The sequence below is a fragment of the Parafrigoribacterium humi genome (assembly GCF_040227205.1).
Lineage (GTDB): Bacteria > Actinomycetota > Actinomycetes > Actinomycetales > Microbacteriaceae > Parafrigoribacterium_A > Parafrigoribacterium_A humi.
The window spans coordinates 271,443-290,199 of the sequence record NZ_JBELOA010000002.1 but is presented as its reverse complement, the minus strand read 5'-3'; the positions used below and the strand labels follow the sequence as shown (position 1 = coordinate 290,199).

Annotated in this window: 20 protein-coding genes and 1 tRNA gene; 11 read left to right on the top strand and 10 right to left on the bottom strand. The window is 65.3% G+C overall.

Features of this window, described 5'->3' with window-relative positions; translation table 11 throughout:
* Position 1: 1 nt before the first annotated feature.
* Together ABUA28_RS05700 and ABUA28_RS05695 are read left to right on the top strand one after the other, a co-directional pair.
* On the top strand, positions 2-652 hold the full coding sequence (locus ABUA28_RS05700; RefSeq protein WP_349902976.1) for a TetR/AcrR family transcriptional regulator: 651 nt from the start codon (positions 2-4) through the stop codon (positions 650-652).
* Between the two features lie 33 nt (positions 653-685).
* Positions 686-1,354 (top strand): DNA alkylation repair protein, encoded by a 669-nt coding sequence (locus tag ABUA28_RS05695; protein WP_349902975.1) that lies wholly within the window; start codon positions 686-688, stop codon positions 1,352-1,354.
* Between the two features lie 11 nt (positions 1,355-1,365).
* Here the strand turns inward: ABUA28_RS05695 and ABUA28_RS05690 are convergent.
* Positions 1,366-1,441, bottom strand: a tRNA-Val gene (locus tag ABUA28_RS05690).
* Between the two features lie 74 nt (positions 1,442-1,515).
* On the opposite strand from ABUA28_RS05690, the gene ABUA28_RS05685 reads away from it, so the two are divergent.
* On the top strand, positions 1,516-1,956 hold the full coding sequence (locus ABUA28_RS05685; protein WP_349902974.1) for a DUF1003 domain-containing protein: 441 nt from the start codon (positions 1,516-1,518) through the stop codon (positions 1,954-1,956).
* Here the strand turns inward: ABUA28_RS05685 and ABUA28_RS05680 are convergent.
* Entirely contained in the window at positions 1,953-2,426 is a 474-nt protein-coding gene (locus tag ABUA28_RS05680) for a peroxiredoxin (protein WP_349902973.1), read from the bottom strand. The two genes, ABUA28_RS05685 and ABUA28_RS05680, sit on opposite strands and share 4 nt — an antisense overlap.
* A gap of 258 nt (positions 2,427-2,684) precedes the next feature.
* Between ABUA28_RS05680 and aceE the strand changes: the two genes are divergently transcribed.
* The 7 genes from aceE to ABUA28_RS05645 all read left to right on the top strand — a co-directional run bounded on the left by aceE (position 2,685) and on the right by ABUA28_RS05645 (position 11,520).
* Positions 2,685-5,411 (top strand): pyruvate dehydrogenase (acetyl-transferring), homodimeric type, encoded by a 2,727-nt coding sequence (aceE, locus tag ABUA28_RS05675; RefSeq protein WP_349902972.1) that lies wholly within the window; start codon positions 2,685-2,687, stop codon positions 5,409-5,411.
* Between the two features lie 13 nt (positions 5,412-5,424).
* A complete protein-coding gene (locus ABUA28_RS05670) occupies positions 5,425-6,627 on the top strand; it encodes a PucR family transcriptional regulator (protein WP_349902971.1) in 1,203 nt (400 codons plus the stop codon).
* Between the two features lie 114 nt (positions 6,628-6,741).
* Entirely contained in the window at positions 6,742-7,659 is a 918-nt protein-coding gene (locus tag ABUA28_RS05665; protein ID WP_349902970.1) for an ACP S-malonyltransferase, read from the top strand.
* Complete coding sequence (locus tag ABUA28_RS05660; RefSeq protein WP_349902969.1) at positions 7,656-8,660, top strand: beta-ketoacyl-ACP synthase III; 1,005 nt, start codon at positions 7,656-7,658, stop codon at positions 8,658-8,660. The genes ABUA28_RS05665 and ABUA28_RS05660 overlap by 4 nt, the downstream gene beginning before the upstream one ends.
* Positions 8,661-8,728: 68 nt before the next feature.
* Positions 8,729-8,977, top strand: coding sequence for an acyl carrier protein (locus tag ABUA28_RS05655; RefSeq protein ID WP_349902968.1), 249 nt, complete (start codon positions 8,729-8,731; stop codon positions 8,975-8,977).
* A gap of 93 nt (positions 8,978-9,070) precedes the next feature.
* Complete coding sequence (locus ABUA28_RS05650; protein WP_349902967.1) at positions 9,071-10,309, top strand: beta-ketoacyl-[acyl-carrier-protein] synthase family protein; 1,239 nt, start codon at positions 9,071-9,073, stop codon at positions 10,307-10,309.
* A gap of 23 nt (positions 10,310-10,332) precedes the next feature.
* A complete protein-coding gene (locus ABUA28_RS05645; protein WP_349902966.1) occupies positions 10,333-11,520 on the top strand; it encodes a glycosyltransferase family 4 protein in 1,188 nt (395 codons plus the stop codon).
* Between the two features lie 9 nt (positions 11,521-11,529).
* Here ABUA28_RS05645 and ABUA28_RS05640 read toward each other — a convergent pair whose 3' ends face one another.
* On the bottom strand, positions 11,530-12,033 hold the full coding sequence (locus tag ABUA28_RS05640) for a DUF3145 domain-containing protein (RefSeq protein WP_349902965.1): 504 nt from the start codon (positions 12,031-12,033) through the stop codon (positions 11,530-11,532).
* A 207-nt stretch (positions 12,034-12,240) separates the two neighbouring features.
* Between ABUA28_RS05640 and ABUA28_RS05635 the strand changes: the two genes are divergently transcribed.
* Entirely contained in the window at positions 12,241-12,804 is a 564-nt protein-coding gene (locus ABUA28_RS05635; protein WP_349902964.1) for a PadR family transcriptional regulator, read from the top strand.
* A gap of 7 nt (positions 12,805-12,811) precedes the next feature.
* Here the strand turns inward: ABUA28_RS05635 and ABUA28_RS05630 are convergent, their stop codons facing one another.
* From ABUA28_RS05630 to ABUA28_RS05600, 7 genes are all read right to left on the bottom strand, one after another.
* Positions 12,812-14,488, bottom strand: coding sequence for a bifunctional 3'-5' exonuclease/DNA polymerase (locus ABUA28_RS05630; protein WP_349902963.1), 1,677 nt, complete (start codon positions 14,486-14,488; stop codon positions 12,812-12,814).
* A 31-nt stretch (positions 14,489-14,519) separates the two neighbouring features.
* Positions 14,520-15,353 carry a DUF1684 domain-containing protein gene (locus ABUA28_RS05625; protein WP_349902962.1) on the bottom strand — a complete coding sequence of 278 codons (834 nt, stop codon included), beginning with the start codon at positions 15,351-15,353 and terminating at the stop codon, positions 14,520-14,522.
* Between the two features lie 93 nt (positions 15,354-15,446).
* Positions 15,447-15,884: a DUF2269 family protein gene (locus tag ABUA28_RS05620; protein ID WP_349902961.1), complete on the bottom strand. Its 438-nt coding sequence runs from the start codon at positions 15,882-15,884 to the stop codon at positions 15,447-15,449.
* A gap of 128 nt (positions 15,885-16,012) precedes the next feature.
* Positions 16,013-16,216, bottom strand: coding sequence for a cold-shock protein (locus tag ABUA28_RS05615; RefSeq protein WP_325517862.1), 204 nt, complete (start codon positions 16,214-16,216; stop codon positions 16,013-16,015).
* A gap of 246 nt (positions 16,217-16,462) precedes the next feature.
* Positions 16,463-16,957: a YbaK/EbsC family protein gene (locus ABUA28_RS05610; protein WP_349902960.1), complete on the bottom strand. Its 495-nt coding sequence runs from the start codon at positions 16,955-16,957 to the stop codon at positions 16,463-16,465.
* Positions 16,958-17,000: 43 nt separating this feature from the next.
* Positions 17,001-18,362 carry a permease prefix domain 1-containing protein gene (locus tag ABUA28_RS05605; protein WP_349903286.1) on the bottom strand — a complete coding sequence of 454 codons (1,362 nt, stop codon included), beginning with the start codon at positions 18,360-18,362 and terminating at the stop codon, positions 17,001-17,003.
* 2 nt (positions 18,363-18,364) lie between these two features.
* Positions 18,365-18,718 carry a PadR family transcriptional regulator gene (locus ABUA28_RS05600; protein WP_349902959.1) on the bottom strand — a complete coding sequence of 118 codons (354 nt, stop codon included), beginning with the start codon at positions 18,716-18,718 and terminating at the stop codon, positions 18,365-18,367.
* Between the last annotated feature and the right edge of the window lie 39 nt (positions 18,719-18,757).

Sequence of the window (18,757 nt, the reverse complement as noted above, 5' to 3'; positions counted from 1 at the left end):
CGTGACCGGAGTCGAGACATCTCGCAAACGACCCACCGGACGTCGCACAGGCGACAGCGGTACCCGCGACGCGATCCTCGACGCCGCCCGCGACCTCTTTGCCGAGCGCGGCTTCGACGGCACCTCCGTGCGCGCGATCGCCGCGGCCGCCGGTGTCGACCCTGCGCTCATCCGTCACTTCTTCGGAGACAAGGACACGCTCTTCACGACGACTGTCGCCGACCGCACGAACATTCCCCGACACCTCGCCGAGTCCCTGGCCGGCGATCCGGCGACCCTTGGCGAACGCGTGACAGACACCTACCTCCGGATGTGGGAGGAGCCGGATTCTCAGCCGATCCTGATGTCTCTCGTGCGTTCGGCCGTGACCTCGGAACACGCGGCGGACATGTTGAAAGAGATGCTCATCTCGCGAGTCCGAAACGACGAGGCCATCGGTCCGGTCGATGACGAACGGATGCGTCGGATCTCGCTTGCCGTCTCACATCTGCTGGGTGTTGCGTTCGCGCGCTTCATCATCAAGATCCCCGCGATCGCAGATCTCAGTCACCAGACGATCGTCGCCGAGGTCGCGCCAGCGGTCCAGCGTTACCTCACCGAAGCGCACGAGAATCACGCGGTCGACAGAGACGGCAGTCACCCCGTCTCGTAGGCTTGTTTGATAGACCACGGACGGGAGGCCCGGATGCCCGAGGCGACGGTGGCGGAGGTTCTGGACGAACTGGCCGCGCTCGACAACCCGAAGGTTCGCGCGGTCAATGACCGGCATGGCGACGACCATGGAGTGAATCTCAGCGAGCTGCGCGCCCTCGCCAAGCGATTGCGGACTCAGCAGGCGCTGGCGCGTGAGCTGTGGGCGACCGGCGATACCGCTGCGCGGCTGGTGGCCATTCTGATCTGCGTTCCCAAGTCATTCGACGCAGACGAACTCGATGCGATGCTGCGGCAGGCGCGAGTTCCCAAGGTGCACGACTGGCTTGTGAACTACGTGGTCAAGAAGAATCCGCACGCGGAAGAGCTTCGTCTGCGCTGGTTCGACGACCCGGATCCGGTGGTTGCGAGTGCAGGCTGGTCGCTCACGACGGACCGCGTGGCAAAGAAACCGGAAGGATTGGATCTCTCGAAGCTGCTCGACATCATCGAGGCGGAGATGCGGGATGCCCCGGATCGCCTGCAATGGGCCATGAACATGTGCCTGGGCACCGTCGGCATCCAGCACCGCAACTATCGCGCGCGTGCGATCGAGATCGGCGAACGCCTGGAGGTCCTGAAGGATTACCCGACGCCACCGAACTGCACTTCGCCGTACGTGCCGCTCTGGATCGCCGAGATGGCGAGGCGAGAGAGCGCCTGAACTGGAGTATCTGGTGGGCCCTACCGGGATCGAACCGATGACATCCACGGTGTAAACGTGGCGCTCTACCAGCTGAGCTAAAGGCCCGCGCATTCGAACGCGTGACGCGTCGAAATAGCGTTTCCACAGCTTACAGGGCAGTCGGTCATACACTGACCGGCATGAGCAACTCTTCCTCAAAAATCGGCCTGGACTGGCACTCCCAGCACAAGGCCGGACTGCGGCGCGGCGACAAGGCTGCTGATGTGGTTCGCAATGGCATGGGCAGTTGGGCGTTCGTCGGTTCGTTCCTGCTGTTCATGGCCGTGTGGGCCTTCGTGAACAGCCTGCATGGCGTGGCGTGGGACCCGTACCCGTTCATCCTTCTGAACCTGTTCCTCAGCCTCCTCGCCGGTTTGCAGGGCGCCATCCTGTTGATCGCCGCGAAACGACAGGACGGCATCGCCGCCGCACTGTCACAGCACGACTACGAGACGAACGTGGCAGCGAAGAAGGACATCGAGAGCCTCATGGAGATCAACAAGCAACAGCTGGTGATCATTCAGGAACTGCAAAAGGTGATTCACCGGCTCGATCCGGAGGCCGAGGCGACGAAGAGCTAAACCGCCGCGGGCGCGAGTTCTGCGAGAGCCGCCTTATAGGCCTCGATCGAGCGGGCTTCGCCCGGTGCGGTGATGAAGCTCGCTCGAATCACCCCGGCGCGATCGATGAGGAAGCTTGCCCGATTCGCGAAGCCCTTGTGCTCCAGGAACACGCCATACTCCTTCGCGACGGCGCCGTGCGGCCAGAAGTCGGCGAGAAGGGTGAAGTCGTACCCCTCCGCCTCAGCGAAGGCACGAAGCGTGGCCTTGGAGTCGACGGAGACCGCGAGCAGCTCGACGTCTGTGTCGCGGAAGAGCGCGAGGTTGTCGCGCAGTTCGCACAGCTCCCCCGTGCACGTACTCGAAAATGCGAGGGGGAAGAAGACCAGTGCCACCGGCTTCTTGCCTCGAAAGTCACTCAGCCGCACGTGCTCGCCGAACTGGTTCGCAAGCTCAAAGTCCGGAGCTGTCGTGTCGTTTTCCAGAGCCATTCTGTCGCTTCCCTTCGGCCACGAGGGCCGTAACGAACCGGGCGGTATCGCCCGGCAAACACGAGTGGCCATGTTACGCCAGAACGCGCGAAATCGCTGGACCGTGGTATTGACGTGCACGACGCGGCGCCCGAGCGCTCACCCCTGTCGCACACGGGACAACTAGAATTGTGCGGGCTTCGCCCTGAGAACGCTGGTCGTAATCCGATCGCGGGCTCGCGAAGCTCTGTCTGTCCGCCAACAAGAGCGAGGTCAAGCATGACGGTCAATGATCAGGATCCCTACTCGGCGCATCACGCTGACCAGGACCCGGGGGAGACTGCCGAATGGCAGGAATCCCTGGACGGACTGGTCGCGACACACGGGCGGCAACGCGCCAGGGAGATCATGCTCAGCCTGCTGAAGCGCTCGAAGGAACTTCAGCTCGGTGTTCCGATGGTGCCGACCACTGACTACATCAACACGATCGCACCGGAGAACGAGCCGGCCTTCCCCGGCGATGAAGACATCGAACGCCGCTATCGCGCCTGGCTCCGGTGGAATGCGGCGATCATGGTGCACCGCGCCCAGCGCCCCGGTATCAGCGTCGGAGGCCACATCTCGACCTATGCGGGTTCCGCAACCCTCTACGAGGTGGGCAGCAACCACTTCTTCCGCGGCCAGGACCACCCGAGCGGCGGAGATCAGGTCTTTTACCAGGGCCACGCCTCCCCCGGCATGTACGCACGGGCCTTCCTCGAGGGTCGGCTCAGCGAGAACCAGCTCGACGGCTTCCGTCAGGAGAAGTCCCACGCGAGCGGCGGCCTCTCCTCATACCCACACCCGCACCTCATGTCGAACTTCTGGCAGTTCCCCACGGTGTCCATGGGCATCGGCCCGATCAACGCGATATATCAAGCCCAGGCCAACCGCTACCTCACCAACCGCGGGATCAAGGATGTCTCCGACAGCCACGTCTGGGCATTCCTCGGCGACGGCGAGATGGATGAGGTGGAAAGTCGTGGCGCCCTGCAATGGGCCGCGAACGACAATCTCGACAACCTGACCTTCGTCATCAACTGCAACCTGCAGCGCCTCGACGGCCCCGTCCGCGGCAACGGCAAGATCATCCAGGAACTGGAGAGCTTCTTCCGCGGAGCGGGCTGGAACGTCATCAAGGTCATCTGGGGTCGCGAGTGGGACAGCCTGCTCTCCCGCGACCACGACGGAGCCCTCGTCAACCTCATGAACGTCACCCCCGACGGTGACTACCAGACCTACAAGGCCGAGAGCGGCGCGTACGTGCGCGAGAACTTCTTCGGCCGAGACCCGCGAGTCGCCGAGATGGTCAAGGACTACACCGACGACGAGCTCTGGAACCTCAAGCGCGGCGGCCACGACTATCGCAAGGTCTATGCGGCATTCAAGGCGGCGACGGAACACAAGGGCCAGCCCACCGTGATCCTTACCAAGACGGTCAAGGGCTATGGCCTCGGACCATCGTTCGAGGGTCGCAACGCGACCCACCAGATGAAGAAGCTCACGCTCGACAACCTCAAGCAGTTCCGTGACGTCATGAACATCCCCGTAACGGATGCGGTGCTCGAGGCCGACCCGTACCGCCCGCCGTTCTACCACCCCGGCCAGAACGACGAGGCCATCCAGTACCTGCAGGAGCGCCGCCGCGAACTGGGCGGATACCTCCCGGAACGCCGCACGAAGTACACGCAGATCGCCCTTCCAGACGAGAGCGCATACGAGGTCGCACGCCGCGGTTCCGGCAAGCAGGAGATCGCCACGACCATGGCGTTCGCCCGGCTGCTGAAGGATCTGCTCCGCTCCAAGGACTTCGGCCACCGCATCGTGCCGATCATTCCGGATGAGGCCCGCACCTTCGGCATGGACGCCTACTTCCCGACGGCGAAGATCTACAACCCCAACGGGCAGCACTACACCTCGGTGGACCGCGAGCTCCTCCTGGCCTACCAGGAGAGCGCGCAAGGACAGATCATCCACGTAGGAATCAATGAGGCCGGCGCGTTCTCGGCCTTCACCGCCGCGGGAACCTCGTACTCCACCCATGGCGAGCCGCTCATCCCCGTCTACATCTTCTACTCGATGTTCGGCTTCCAGCGCACCGGAGACGCCATGTGGGCGGCCGGCGACCAGATGGCGCGCGGCTTCGTCATGGGGGCCACCGCGGGCCGTACCACGCTCACGGGCGAGGGACTGCAGCACGCTGACGGCCACTCTCCGCTGCTCGCGTCCACGAATCCGTCGGTCGTCTCCTATGACCCGGCGTACGGCTACGAGCTCGGCCACATCGTCAAGGCCGGTCTGGAGCGCATGTATGGAGGGTCGCATCCGCACCCGGACGTCATGTACTACATCACCGTCTACAACGAGCCGATGAAGCAGCCGGCCGAGCCGGAGAGCCTGGACCTGAACGGCCTGCTCAAGGGGATCTACCTGCTCAAGCGCGCAGAGAACCTGGGTCCGAAGGCCCAGCTGCTCGCCTCCGGGGTGGCCGTTCCGTGGGCACTCGAAGCACAGCAGCTGCTCGCGGACGATTGGAACGTCGCTGCGGACGTGTGGTCGGTGACCTCGTGGGGCGAGCTCCGCCGGGACGGACTGGAGGCGAACGAGCACAACTTCCTCAATCCGAGCCTCGAGCCGCGCGTGCCCTATCTCACGCGGGTGCTCTCTGGTGCCGAGGGGCCTTTTGTCGCGGTGAGCGATTACATGCACGCCGTACCGGACCAGATCCGACAGTTCGTGCCCGGCGATTACGCAACGCTCGGCGCCGACGGCTACGGATTCTCCGACACCCGGGCAGCGGCGAGGCGGTTCTTCAAGATCGATGGCCCGTCGCTCGTCGTACGCACGCTCGAGTCTCTCGTGGCTCGTGGCCAACTCGACCCGAGTATCCCGCAACAGGCGATAGAGCGGTATCGACTCCACGACGTGACGGCCGGAACCACCGGCTCGGCCGGCGGCGAGAGCTAGTCGGGCGCGTTCGATGGCAGAGGCGAAACGGAGTAAAGAGCAGACGCTCGCGTGGCTCAAGGCCGTCTCGGGCGAGCTGGCGACAGCAACACTCAAGCGGCTCGATGACACCCTGCCTTGGTACGGCGACATGCCTCCGGGGCGGCGCTCCGCAGTCGGTCTTGTCGCACAGGCCGGTATCACCTCATTCATCCACTGGTTCGACGACCCGACCTCGACACCGTGGATCGCTGCGGATGTCTTCGGTGCCGCCCCGAGGGAACTCCTGCGCTCCGTGAGCCTCACCCAGACCCTCCAGCTCATCAAGGTCACGGTCGAGGTCGTCGAGGATCGGGTCAAGGGCCGGGATGAGTCCCTGCGCGAAGCGATCCTGCTCTACTCGCGCGAGATCGCCTTTGCCGCGGCGGACGTCTACGCGCGGGCCGCGGAGGCACGGGGGCTCTGGGATGCGCGCCTGGAGGCCCTCGTCGTCGACTCGATTCTCAGCGGAGAATACGACGACGAACTTCCCTCGCGCATCGCGGCACTGGGCTGGCACGGTCACGGCGAGGTCTCCGTGCTCGTGGGCACTGCTCCCAAGATGCTCGACGTCGACATGCTGCGCCGCACGGCGAGGCATCTGGATGCCGACGTCCTGATCGGCGTGCAGGGCAATCGACTCGTTCTCGTCATCGGTCGCGCAACTCCCTACGATGCGGAGCGCGTCGACAGCACCACGGAGTCCATGGTGTCGTTCCTCGAGATCGCGCGTGCGCTGGAGCCCGGCTTCGGCGACGGCTTTCTCGTGCTCGGACACGAGGTTCCAAGCCTGGTCGACGCGGCAAAGAGTGCGAAGGCAGCGCTTGCCGGCTTCGCTGTCGCCCGGTCCTGCCGTAATGCGACCAGGCCGATGCTCGCCGACGACCTGCTTCCCGAGCGCGCACTCGCCGGCGACGCGCTCGCCAGGGCCACCCTCGTCAACCGCATCTATCGCCCGCTCCAGGCACACTCCATCGAGCTGTTGGCGACCCTGTGGTGCTACCTCGACAACGGGCGGTCACTCGAAGCGACCGCGCGTGAGCTGTTCGTGCACCCCAACACAGTGCGATACCGCCTCAAGCGGATCTCGGAGGTGATCGGATGGGATGCGACAGGGGCGCGCGAGTCACTCATTCTCCAGGCCGCGCTCATCCTCGGCTCCATCGCGGAACCGGACGGACCTCTGCGGCACCGCTAGCACCCTGCCACGGTCACAACGAGCCTGGCGCTGTAGACACACACCAAAGACAGAGGCGTTTATTAGGCACAGTCCCACCACACCCCCATCAAATCCGCAGAGGAGACTTGACCAGTGATAGTTGTCGTATGCCCGGGCCAGGGCTCTCAGACCCCTGGTTTTCTCCAGCCGTGGCTTGCCGAGCCCCGCTTCAAGGAGCACCTCGAAGCCCTCTCAGACGCCGCCGGAATCGATCTCGTCGCGCACGGTACCGTGTCGGATGCCGACACCATCCGCGACACCGCAGTCGCCCAGCCGCTCATCGTCGCCGCTGGCCTCATGACACTCTCCGCGGTGCGTGACGGACGATCAGACCGCATCGGCGGGGTGGCCGGGCACTCGGTCGGCGAGCTGACCGCCGCCGCAGCCGCGGGTATCCTCAGCGAGGCCGACGCCATGACGCTCGTGCGCGAACGCGGCGTCGCAATGGCCCAGGCCGCGGCCCGTGCCGAGACCGGGATGAGCGCGGTGCTCGGCGCCGACGAAGACGAGCTCCTCGCGAAGCTCGTCGAACTCGGACTCCAACCCGCAAACTTCAACGGCGGCGGCCAGATCGTCGTTGCAGGGGCGGTCGATGCTCTCGCCACGCTCAAGGAGAATCCGCCGAGCGGTGCGCGCATCATTCCGCTGCAGGTCGCGGGAGCATTCCACACGCGGTATATGAACTCGGCGGTCGAGCACCTCCGCGAGGTCGCGGCGACACTCGAACAGCACGATCCGTCGCTCCCCATCTGGACCAACCATGACGGCACGGTCGTCACCTCGGGGAGCCGGTTCGTCGAACTGCTCGTCGGTCAGGTGTCGTCCCCGGTACGGTGGGATAGAACAATGGATGCTCTGGCCGCGTCCGGCGTCACGGGTGTGATCGAGGTCGCGCCCGCAGGTGCCCTCGTCGGACTGGCCAGGCGCGGACTCAAGTCAGTGCCCACCGTGGCCATCAAGAGCCCGGACGATCTGGCTGCGGCCCACGAACTGATTGACAGCGAACGATGACCACCCCAACACTCCAGCAGGCACAGGGATCGCAGTACACGCGCATCTACAGCTACGGCGCAGCGCGCGGCGACCTTGTGGTCCCCAACGATGACCTCGTCGGGCCGATTGACTCGAGTGACGAGTGGATTCGCCAGCGCACCGGAATCATCACTCGCACCCGGGCATCTGTCGGCGTGCTCGCCGTCGACCTCGCCACCGAGGCGGCCCGCGAAGCCATCGAGAAGTCAGGCGTCGCGCCGGAAAAGATCGACCTCGTGATCGTCGCGACGGTGAGCAATGTGCAGCAGACGCCGTCCATTGCTGCCGTGGTGGCGGATCGGGTCGGAGCGAACCCCGCTGCCGCCTACGATGCGAATGCCGCGTGTGCCGGCTTCAGCTACGGCGTCACCCAGGCAGACGCACTCATCCGCAGCGGCGCTGCGCACTACGCCCTCGTGATCGGCGCGGAGAAGCTCTCCGACATCGTGGACCCGACGGAGCGCTCAATCTCCTTCCTACTCGGCGATGGCGCTGGGGCCGTGGTGATCGGCCCGAGCGACACGCCCGGCATCGCCGCCCCGGTGTGGGGTTCGGACGGCTCGAAAGCGGATGCCGTGGGCATGAATGCGACCCTCGTCGACTTCCGCGACGGCAAGGCCCCGTGGCCCACCCTGCGCCAGGAGGGCCAGACGGTATTCCGCTGGGCCGTGTGGGACATGGCGAAGGTCGCCAAGAAGGCTCTCGAGGTTGCGGGCATCACCGCAGACGATCTCGCCGCGTTCGTCCCCCACCAGGCCAATATGCGCATCATCGACGAGTTCGCCAAACAACTCGGCCTCCCGCCGACGGTGGCCATTGCGAGAGACATCGCGACGACGGGCAACACCTCGGCGGCGTCCATCCCGCTGGCGACCCACCGGCTGCTCGCCGAGCATCCGGAACTCAGCGGCGGACTCGCACTGCAGATCGGCTTCGGCGCAGGTCTCGTCTTCGGCGCGCAGGTGGTCGTGCTGCCCTAGTGGCCAGCCGAGAGAGCCACCTACCCTAAACTTATTCACGGTCAAACGACACCCCAAGGAGAATCACTATGGCACTGTCCACCGAAGAAGTACTGGCCGGTCTGGCAGAACTCATCAACGACGAGACCGGTATCGCAACCGACACGGTCGAGCTCGGCAAGTCCTTCACCGATGACCTCGACATCGACTCGATCTCGATGATGACCATTGTGGTCAACGCCGAGGAGAAGTTCGACGTGAAGATCCCTGACGAAGAGGTCAAGAACCTGAAGACCGTCGGCGACGCCGTGAACTTCATCACCTCGGCACAGGCCTAAGTACCCGTTCGCCGGCATGACCGGCGTACGCCTTTCAGCCCACGCGCAGAACCCTGTGCTGGACTGCGCAGTTTCATCCATGAGAGAGATGCCATGACCACCAAGAAGATCGTCGTCACCGGGTTGGGAACATCGTCCCCTCTCGGCGGCACCGTCGAAGACACTTGGCGCGCGCTGCTTGCCGGTGAGACGGGAGTCCACACCCTCGAGCACGACTGGGTCGAGCAGTACGGCCTTCCCGTGACGTTCGCCGCAGAAGCGCGCGTTCGCCCGGAAGAGGTGCTGGAGCGGCCCGAGGCCAAGCGACTCGATCCCTCCTCGCAGCTCGCGCTCATCTCTGCGCGTGAGGCGTGGGCGGATGCGGGCAGCCCCGACGTCGCTCCCGAGCGTCTCGGAGTGGATTACGCCACGGGCATCGGCGGTCTCTGGAGCCTGCTCAACGCCTGGGACACACTGCGTGAGAAGGGCCCGCGCCGGGTTCTGCCGATGACGGTGCCGATGCTTATGCCGAACGCGGCATCTGCGGCCATCTCGATGAGCTTCCACGCTCGCGCGTTTGCCCGCACCGTCGCGTCGGCCTGTGCCTCGAGCACGGAGTCGATTGTCAATGCCTACGAGCATCTCCAGCTCGGGCTCGCGGATGTCGTGATCGCGGGAGGCACCGAGTCGGCGATCCACCCCATCACCCTTGCGGCGTTCTCCTCGATGCAGGCATTGTCCAGGCGCAATGACTCGCCGGAGACGGCGTCACGCCCGTACAACGTCGATCGCGATGGCTTCGTGATGGGCGAGGGCGCGGCGAGCATCGTCATGGAGACCGAGGAGCATGCGCTCGCTCGCGGGGCGCGGATCTACGCGGAGGTCGCCGGTGGCGGCGTCACCGCGGACTCGTACCACATCACAGCCAACGATCCGGAGGGAATGGGCGCCTCGCGCGCGATCGCCCTTGCCCTGGAGCACGCAGGCGCCAGCCCCGATGATGTCGCTCACATCAACGCGCACGCGACCAGCACGCCGGTCGGCGACATCGCGGAATATGCGGCGTTGAAGGTCGCGTTCGGCGATCGGCTGCACGACATCCCGGTGTCGGCCACAAAGGGCGCAACCGGCCACCTTCTGGGCGGTACCGGCGCCTTGGAGGCCATCTTCACGATCCTCGCGCTGCGCGACCGCACCGCACCTCCGACGATCAACCTCACCGACCAGGATCCCGAGATCCCGCTGGATGTCGTGACCTCGCCTCGCGCGCTCGGAGACGGCCCGCTGCTGGCGATCAGCAACTCGTTCGGTTTCGGCGGCCACAATGCCGTCGCCGCGTTCAGGAGTGTCTGAGCCGGTAGTACTGGCTTCTCCTCATGCGCATTGCCATCGTCAGCGACTATTTTCTCGACTACGTCGGGGGTGCCCAGACCTCGATGCGCCAGCAGCAGCTCGCGCTCGAGGAGGCGGGGAACACGGTCTTCATGGTGTCCGCGTCTCGCGGAATCTGGTTCGGCGGTACGCGCGTCGTCGGCGACGGCATCCAACTGCATCCCAACTTCACGATCCCGGGCCTGCAGCTGCCCATCATTCCCAACAATCGCCGCACCCGCTCAGCGCTCAGGCGCTTCTTTCGCGAGCAGGCGATCGATGTCGTACACCTGCAGACCGAGTTCTCTCTCGCGCATGCAGCAACGGCGGTCGCCCGCGAACTCGGCATCCGGGTGGTGCACACGGTGCACACCTTCTATTGGGCCAGCGAGGGCGGTCCCCAGGCCTCTATCGCATGGTTTCTGCGCTGGGCCCTCGAACTCGTCTGCAAGACGACGTTTCCGCGCAAGAGCTTCACACCCCGTGCCGCGGACAACCTGCTGCGCAACCTCACGCTGGGGATGACACTCATGGTCGACGAGGTCGTGTCGCCGTCCGCGCACCAGGCGAGGGACCTGGCGGCGGCCGGGGTCACGGGAGAGATCGCCCTCGTGCCGAACCCCGTCACGACCTCGCAGCGGCCATCCCTGCCCCTCTCGCTGGCTGACGGCCGGAAGCCGAACTTTCTCTGGGTTGCGCGCTGCGAACCCGTCAAGCGGCCGCTCGTCTTTGCTCGCGCGGCACTCACGGCGCTCGAGCGCACCGAGAACGGCTTCTCCGTGGACTTCGTCGGCGACGGCGCGGAACTCGCGGAGCTGACCGAGCTCGTCGCCGGTCATCCGGAGATCAGGGTGAACGGCGCACTCCCCCACGAGGCCGTACTCGACCTGATGGATGCATCATCTGCCGTTGTGCTGACGTCCGTGGGCTTCGACAACCAGCCGATGACGATCGCTGAAGCGGTGAGCCGCGAACGCGGCGTGCTCTACTGTGATCCCAAGCTGCGCGAGGGGCTGCTCAACGCGGGATACCTCTCCGAGACGCCGGATGCGGCTGGCCTCGCCGACGCACTCGTCACCCTCGTCACAGAGCCGGAGCGACTGCTCGCGATCTCCCACGGCGCGGCCATCGACCGCACTGCCTTTGCCCCCCAGAGCTACGTTGAACGCATCCTCGCGGTCTACCGGGGCTAGCGGCCGGCGTCAGCCGACCTTGTGGAGCCAGACAACCTGGCTGTCATCGCTCGCGTGCCTGAACGCCTCGAGTTCGTCATCCCAGGCCTGGCCGAGAGCGAGGCGCAGTTCACGGTGCAGTTCGAAGGCATCTGAACCGGCGATCTCCATGGCGTAGCGCACGCGGTCCTCGGAGATCACGACATTGCCCGAGGTGTCTGTCTGCGCGAAGAAGATTCCGAGATCGGGGGTGTGCATCCAACGTCCGCCGTCACTGCCCGGCGTCGGGTCCTCGGTGACCTCGTAGCGCAGGTGCTCCCAGCCGCGCAGAGCCGACGCAAGCGCCGCACCTGTTCCCTGTGCGCCCTCCCAGTAGAACTCCGTGCGCATGGAACCCTTGAGCACCGGCTGGGCAGCCCAAGTGAAGTTGACGGCACGCCCAAGGGCGCGCCCCGCTGCCCACTCAATGTGCGGGCAGAGTGCGCGAGGCGAGGAGTGGACGTACAGCACTCCCCGAGCAGTTGGTGCAGCCACAATAACTCCATTCCGTTGAGGTGCGACTTCCCCATCGACCTCGGAATGTTCTGTGCCTGCGCCAGATACCACGTATTCAGTTAGGCGGCTGACCGCTATGTGAATTATCGCCGATAACACCCCCAAATCACAACCATGTGATTCGCGTGCCGTCAGATGAGACTCTCTCGCCGTATACTCAGTAGAGCTTTCGAGGATGGAGTTGCGGTGTCGGTTCGGGACGGCGTGCTCGCGATCCTGACCCTCGGCCCGGCCTATGGACTGCAGCTCCACGCGGAACTCGCGGCCCGCGCGCCACACCGCAAGCCCGTGAACGTCGGGCAGATCTACGGGACCCTCGAACGACTCGCCAAGCAGGACCTCGTCGCAGCGGCAGGGTCAACGCACGACGGCCTTCCGCTCTATGCGCTCACGCCCACGGGAGACGATGCCGCACGCGCATGGATGCGCACGCCGGCGACCGACGCACTGCCCGAATGGACCGAGATGCTCGACCAGGTGCTCATCACGAGTTCGCTGGATGCCGCCGCAGCGACCGCGGTCGCCCGCGACTTCAGGCGATGGTGGGACGGCGACCTCGGTGCCACTCGCCTCAGCCTCCGGGACGGCGCGCTCAGACATGACCAACGTCTCGCACTCGTGGCGCGGGAGGCCCTTGCTGTTGCAGCTCTCGCCTGGATCGGCGCGGTCACGGCAACACTCTCGGACGGCGACTCACCCCGCGGCTATGCGGAGGTGCGCCCGCGCAGGGGCAGGCGTCCGAAGCGCTGACCCGATGTTATTTCGCCTGACTGTAGTCGTCCACGATGGCGACGCTCAGCGGGAACTCGACTGGCATCGTGCCAAAGAGCAGGCGGCCCGCTGCGGCTGCGGATTCCCGCGCGATTCGCTCGACGTCCTGTGCCACCTCCGCCGGACAGTGGATGACCAGTTCATCGTGCATGAAGAAGACGAGATGCGGTGCGCGCGTGATCCAGGTCGACCCTGAACTCGCACGGAGCGACCGGCGCAGGGTGGCCATCCAACACAGTGCCCACTCCGCCGCGCTGCCCTGGACGACGAAATTGCGCGTGAAGCGTCCCCAGCCACGCGCCTGCGTTCTGGCACGCGTGCGCTCCGCATCGCTCGCTCCTTCGCCATAGGCCTCGGACTGCGCCTCACGCCACTGCTCGCCCGGTCTCGGGGAGCTTCGGCCGAGCCTGGTCGTTACGATCTCGCCGCGCTCGCCCGCGCGTGCCGCCACCTCCACGAAGGCGATTGCTCGCGGGTACGCGCGCGTGAGTTTCGGCATGAGCCGAGCGCTCTCCCCCGTGGTTGCGCCGTACATCGCGCCGAGCATCGCGACCTTCGCCTGGTCGCGACTCGTGACGGCACCGCTTGCCACGATCGCCGCGTACATATCCTTCGAGCGCCCGGCCTCCGCCATCGCGAGATCGCCGGAGAGGGCCGCGAGGATGCGCGGCTCCAGCTGCGAGGCATCAGCCACCACGAGCTTCCAGCCGGGGTCCGCGACCACCGCCCCCCTGATCTGCTTGGGAAGCTGCAGCGCGCCTCCGCCACCCGTGCTCGCCCAGCGCCCTGTGACGACGCCACCGGGAACGTACTCCGGGCGAAAGCGGCCATCGTGCACGTTGGTGTCGAGCCAGTGCCAGCCGTTTGCGCTGAGGAGTCTCGAAAGCTTCTTGTACTCGAGAACGGGCGCGATGGCCGGATGGTCGATCTCCTTGAGCTCCCGCGATCTCGTCGACGTCGCCGCGATTCCCGCGTGCGCAAAGGCCTTCAGGAGCTCCGTCGGGGAGTCGACGTTGAGCTCGGGCGCGCCGAGCGCGGCGCGAACGCGCTCCAGTGCTGCAGCGAGCAGGCGCGGCCGCGCCCCGTTGCTCGGCCGCGGTCCGAGATGGCGGGTGAGGAGTTCGTCATGCAGATCCTCGCGCCAGGGAAGCCCCGCATAGTGAATCTCGGCCGCCACGAGTGCACCGGCCGACTCCGCGGCGAGGAGCAGGCCGATGCGCCCGGGGTCGATCGACGACTCGATGGTGCGACGCTGCATCCGAAATTCGTCGAGCGGGTCCTCTCGTGCGCTCTCGATCGGCACGTCGACCTCGAACAGCGCGTTGTCAGCGGCCACGGCAAGCTCGACCGCGCCGTGGTCCCATGGCCCGGCATCTGCCGCGGCCAACTCAGAGGACGCCGTCAGTTCGGAGGACCGCAGAATGGCGTGACAGAGCCGAAGGTCGACGCAGCGCTCGACACGAACTTCGGCTTCGAGCAATGGCGGGTACCAGCGAGTCGTGTCGTCCCAGACCCAGCGCGGATGCTCGGACTCGAGTCGCGCCACCACCGCGGGCAACTCCGCGCGCGCGAGCACCTGATCCTCTGTGACGACGCCGCTGTCGTCCAGTCGGCTGAGGACGACGCTCCGGTCGGGACCGGAGCTCAGCGCGATGTACACCATTCCAGTCTGCCGCCCCGAGACTCCCGCTCGCTTACTCGTGCAGCAGTCGCCCGTTCTTGTCGAGGGCGTTCTTCTCTCCGGCCTCGATCGGCACCGAGAACCGGTTCTGCTTGGGAGGCATCGGGCAGTTGAATGCGTACGAGAACCCACACGGCGGCACGACTGCCCGGTTGAAGTCCAGGGTGATCGTCCCGTCCGCATTGGGCGCGACGAAGAGGAATCGGCCGACGCTGTAGGTGGTGTCGCCATTGGTCGCGTCTGCGAAGACGAGCTGGAGCGCTCGGCCAGACTTGAACGCGGCAAGGTTGTAGTCGATGCCGTCCTTGGTGAAGGTGATCTCCCCGGGGATCACCATCTCACGCGTCTTGCCGTCGTCCTTGAGGTGCTCGAATCCCAGCACCGTGCCACCGTCGACCTCGGTGAACTTCGCGGTGATCACCCACTCTGGGTTGTACGGGAACACGTCGATGCCGCCGAAGGCCTGGATACCCTCGGACTCCGCGTCCCACACGCGCAGGGCATAGCTGCCGCCCTCGCTCGCGATGACGAAGCCGCTGACCGTATCGCTGAACGTGATCTCGCCCGGTTCCGCAGAGTCCTTGCCCGCGATCGTGACGGTGCCATCGACGAGTTCACCATTCACCCTGATGCCTTCGGACGCCGTCGCCGTGACGCGGAGTCCGGACTCGCCGTTCGGGAGCGGAGCCCAGATCCCCGGCACTCCGTAGATCGTCTGCTCACTGTCAACCCACTGTGTGTTGACGAGTGCAAGGTTGCCCTTGGGCTGCACGACGGCGAGGTTCCTCCGTTCGTGGAATACGGCGAACTGGCCCTCGGGCGTCGTGGTGTCTGCTGAGTTGGTCATGGACGTCATCCTTGTCAAGATCACTGCTGTGGTCGGTTCACGCCGACCTATTATGCAACCAGCCCTGGATCAAATAAATTGCCCGGCCGGCACTCAGGGCTTCCAGACCATGAGCACGACAACGAGCAGGAGCAGAAGAGACGCGATGCCCGAACCAGCCGAGATCTGGGGGTAGCGTGCGGTCTTGCCGCCACCGTCGTTGCCGACCTCCGCGCCCGCCTTCTTCAGTGCGGGCACGACCAGCAGCAGGTTGATCAGCAGCGCGATGGCATAGGCGACGGTGGAGATCCAGATCCACGAGGTCGTAAACGACAGGTTGTACTTCGGGTCGCTCATACCGAGTGCCCCGAAGCCGAAAATGACGACGACAAGCGACACCCAACTGAAGATCTGGACCGAGGTGGCGAGGGTCTTCACCTGGCCGTCATTGCCAGCGCGAATGGCCCGGAGGCCGGTCATGGGCAGGATTGCCATGGGCCCGATGATGAACACTGCAGTTGCCACGTGAAGAACGCTGAAGAGGGTATCCATGGCTAACAGGCTAAGCGATCTTCCGCGCGAAACTGCTCAGGCTCGTCGTACGCCGCAGATACGAAAGAACAGACACGAAAGAGCCGACCCCCGCGGTGCGGAGATCGGCTCTTCTCGGTCAAAGCTGATTACAGCGGACGAATGTTCTCCGCCTGAGGACCCTTGGGGCCCTGCGCCAGGTCGAACTCGACCTTCTGGTTCTCGTCGAGGGACTTGTACCCGCTGGTTGCAATAGCCGAGTAGTGCGCGAACACATCGGGGCTACCGTCCTCGGGGGCGATGAAGCCAAAGCCCTTCTCTGCGTTAAACCACTTTACGGTTCCAACTGCCATTTCATTTCTCCTTCAGGAGGTCTTCGCGTAGCCCCGACTGCCGAGGCCACTCGTCGCGGTGTTCATCGTCCGCTCCCGAAAGAAACATGCGCCGTAAGGCGACAAGCATTCAAGATCTGCGAGGTACAGCAACTGCACGTGCAAGCGTAGCTCATTGTCACGTATTTGGGGGATATTTCCTTGAATGACCGAAATTGCGCGATTATGGGCGGTTCTGAGCGCGCACGCGATCAGCAGCGAGAGGTATCACTCTGCCGCGGCCTCATCCGATATCACCCGAATCGCGGCGCCTCCCGTGAGTCGTCTCAACTCATCGAAAGTCGTCGGAAAGACAGCGTGCGGATGTCCTGCCGCCGCCCAGATCTCGTCGTAGTCGGCCAGCGACACATCGACGACCGTACGAATCTGCTTCGGGTGCCCGATCGGGGCAACGCCGCCGATGGTCTGTCCGGTCGCCTCTTTCACGACGCCTGCGGATGCCCTGCCGAGCGTTCCGCCCAGCTCGGCACCGACGAGCTCTGTGTCGACCCGGTGAACACCGGAAACGAGGACCAGGAGTGGCTCGCCATCCAACAGGAACACGAGGGACTTGACGATCGCACCGAGCGGCGCGCCGAGAGCATCGGCGGCCTGGACCGCGGTTGACGTCGAGTCATCGAACCACCGTGTCCTGGGCTCGATACCGTGCGCAGTGAGAACCTGTTCGACCGCGCTGACCGCGGGGTGAGTCGCTTCATTCATGTCGCGTCCAGTGTATGGCGCCGGCACTGCCCGCGGTCGCCGGTCAGGAGAAGTCGAACAGTGGTGGCACGACTACGACGACGACGGCGACCCAGACGACGAAGACCGGGAGGAAACCGGTCTGCCACCGCTCGAGTCGATGCACGGCAGCACGGCCAGCAATCATCCGGATGGAGATCCACGCGGTGACCACGAGGTTCACGACGAGAATGAGGTTCAGTCCGAGCGCTGCGACTCGATTGGGTGTGAGGCCGAACTCGCCGACGCGCGTCAGCATCGAGACCAGCACGAGCAGATCGAGGATGAGCGCGGCGACGATCGCGACGAGCCTCATGACATCGAGGATCCCCGCTGGCCTCCCCCTGTCGCGCGCGGACAGGGCGTAGAGCACGAGCCCAAAGACGACGATCATGAGCAGGTCGAAGACGGTGACGAGATCGCGGTCGAAGTCGCGCCCGATTCCGCCCGTGGCATAGACCACGACAGCCACGATGAGCATGGCGGCGAACAGGGGCGTGAACACCGCCGCCAATACGGGCGCGATGTTCTCGATGACACTCTTCTTCGCCTCGACCAGCCACGCCGCGACGATGGTGGCCGCGGCAGCGCCGGACGGCAGCACCCAGATCATGACTTCGCCGATGGCGTCCGGTGCGATCGGCTGGAGGATCAGGGTGGTCAGCCCCATGAGCACTCCCCCACCAAGCGCGAGCAGTACCCAGTAGATGACCCACTCACCCGTGAACCGCACGAACTCCATGCGACGACGCCACGTCGCGTCGGCATCGCTGAGGTAGGCCGCTCCGACCGCGAACCAGAGCAGCACGGGGAAATGGATGGCAACCTGCACGAGCGTCTGGCCGTCGGGCGCGAAGGGGTACAGATTGACGATGAGGGCCGCGACGACGACGACAGCGGCAAGGCCCAAGAGGATGCGCCGCGGCATCCGCCTGGACCAGACGAAGTAGGCGATGAGCACGGGGATGACGAACAGGCCGGCGTCGACGAGGAACCAGTTGGGTGGCCCGGAGGTCGGCATCCCGGAATCGCGTATCCCCGCACAGAGCCGCCCAACCTGGATGGCAATTGCCGCTACACCGGCGAACACGATCATTCCGAGGACAGAGTGACTCCGCTCCGCAGGGCTCACCGGCGCCGCGGGTGCGAGCTGTTTCCACAACCGTTCGCCGTGCTCACGGGCGAACTCCGCGGTGAGACGATCCACTCGGCCCAAACGCTGCACGGCGATCTGGAAGGCCTCTGGCCGGGTGAGTCCCGCATCCGCCAGTTCGGCCAGTTGCTCCCGGAGGTGTTCTTCGAGTTCGTCGGCGTCCGCGGCATCCACGGCCGAGTCACGCAGGACTGCGGCGCGCCACCGGGCGATGTCGGTCTCCACCTGGTCCATGCTCACGCCCCCGCCCAGCCCAGGGACGAGGAATTGCGCCAGAGGCCGCCTAGGGTGCGGGTCGCCGCTTCCCACTGGGTGCGCTGGTTCGCCAGCTCCGCCCTTCCCGCGTCGGTGATCTCGTAGTACCGGCGGCGGCGTCCTTCCGGCGAGGAACCCCAGTCCGCCCGGAGATAGCCGAGCCGATCCAGGCGATGGAGCAGCGGGTACAACATCCCGTCTGTCCACTCGAGATCGCCTGCGGAGAGCTCGCGAACGCGCTTGTGGATCGCATAGCCGTAGCTGCGGCCTTCGGCCAGAATCGCCAGCACGAGCGGCGTCGCCATTGCTGCCACCAGGTCTTTGTCGATATTCATCACACCTCCATACCTGATAGCACTATACATTGCACTGCA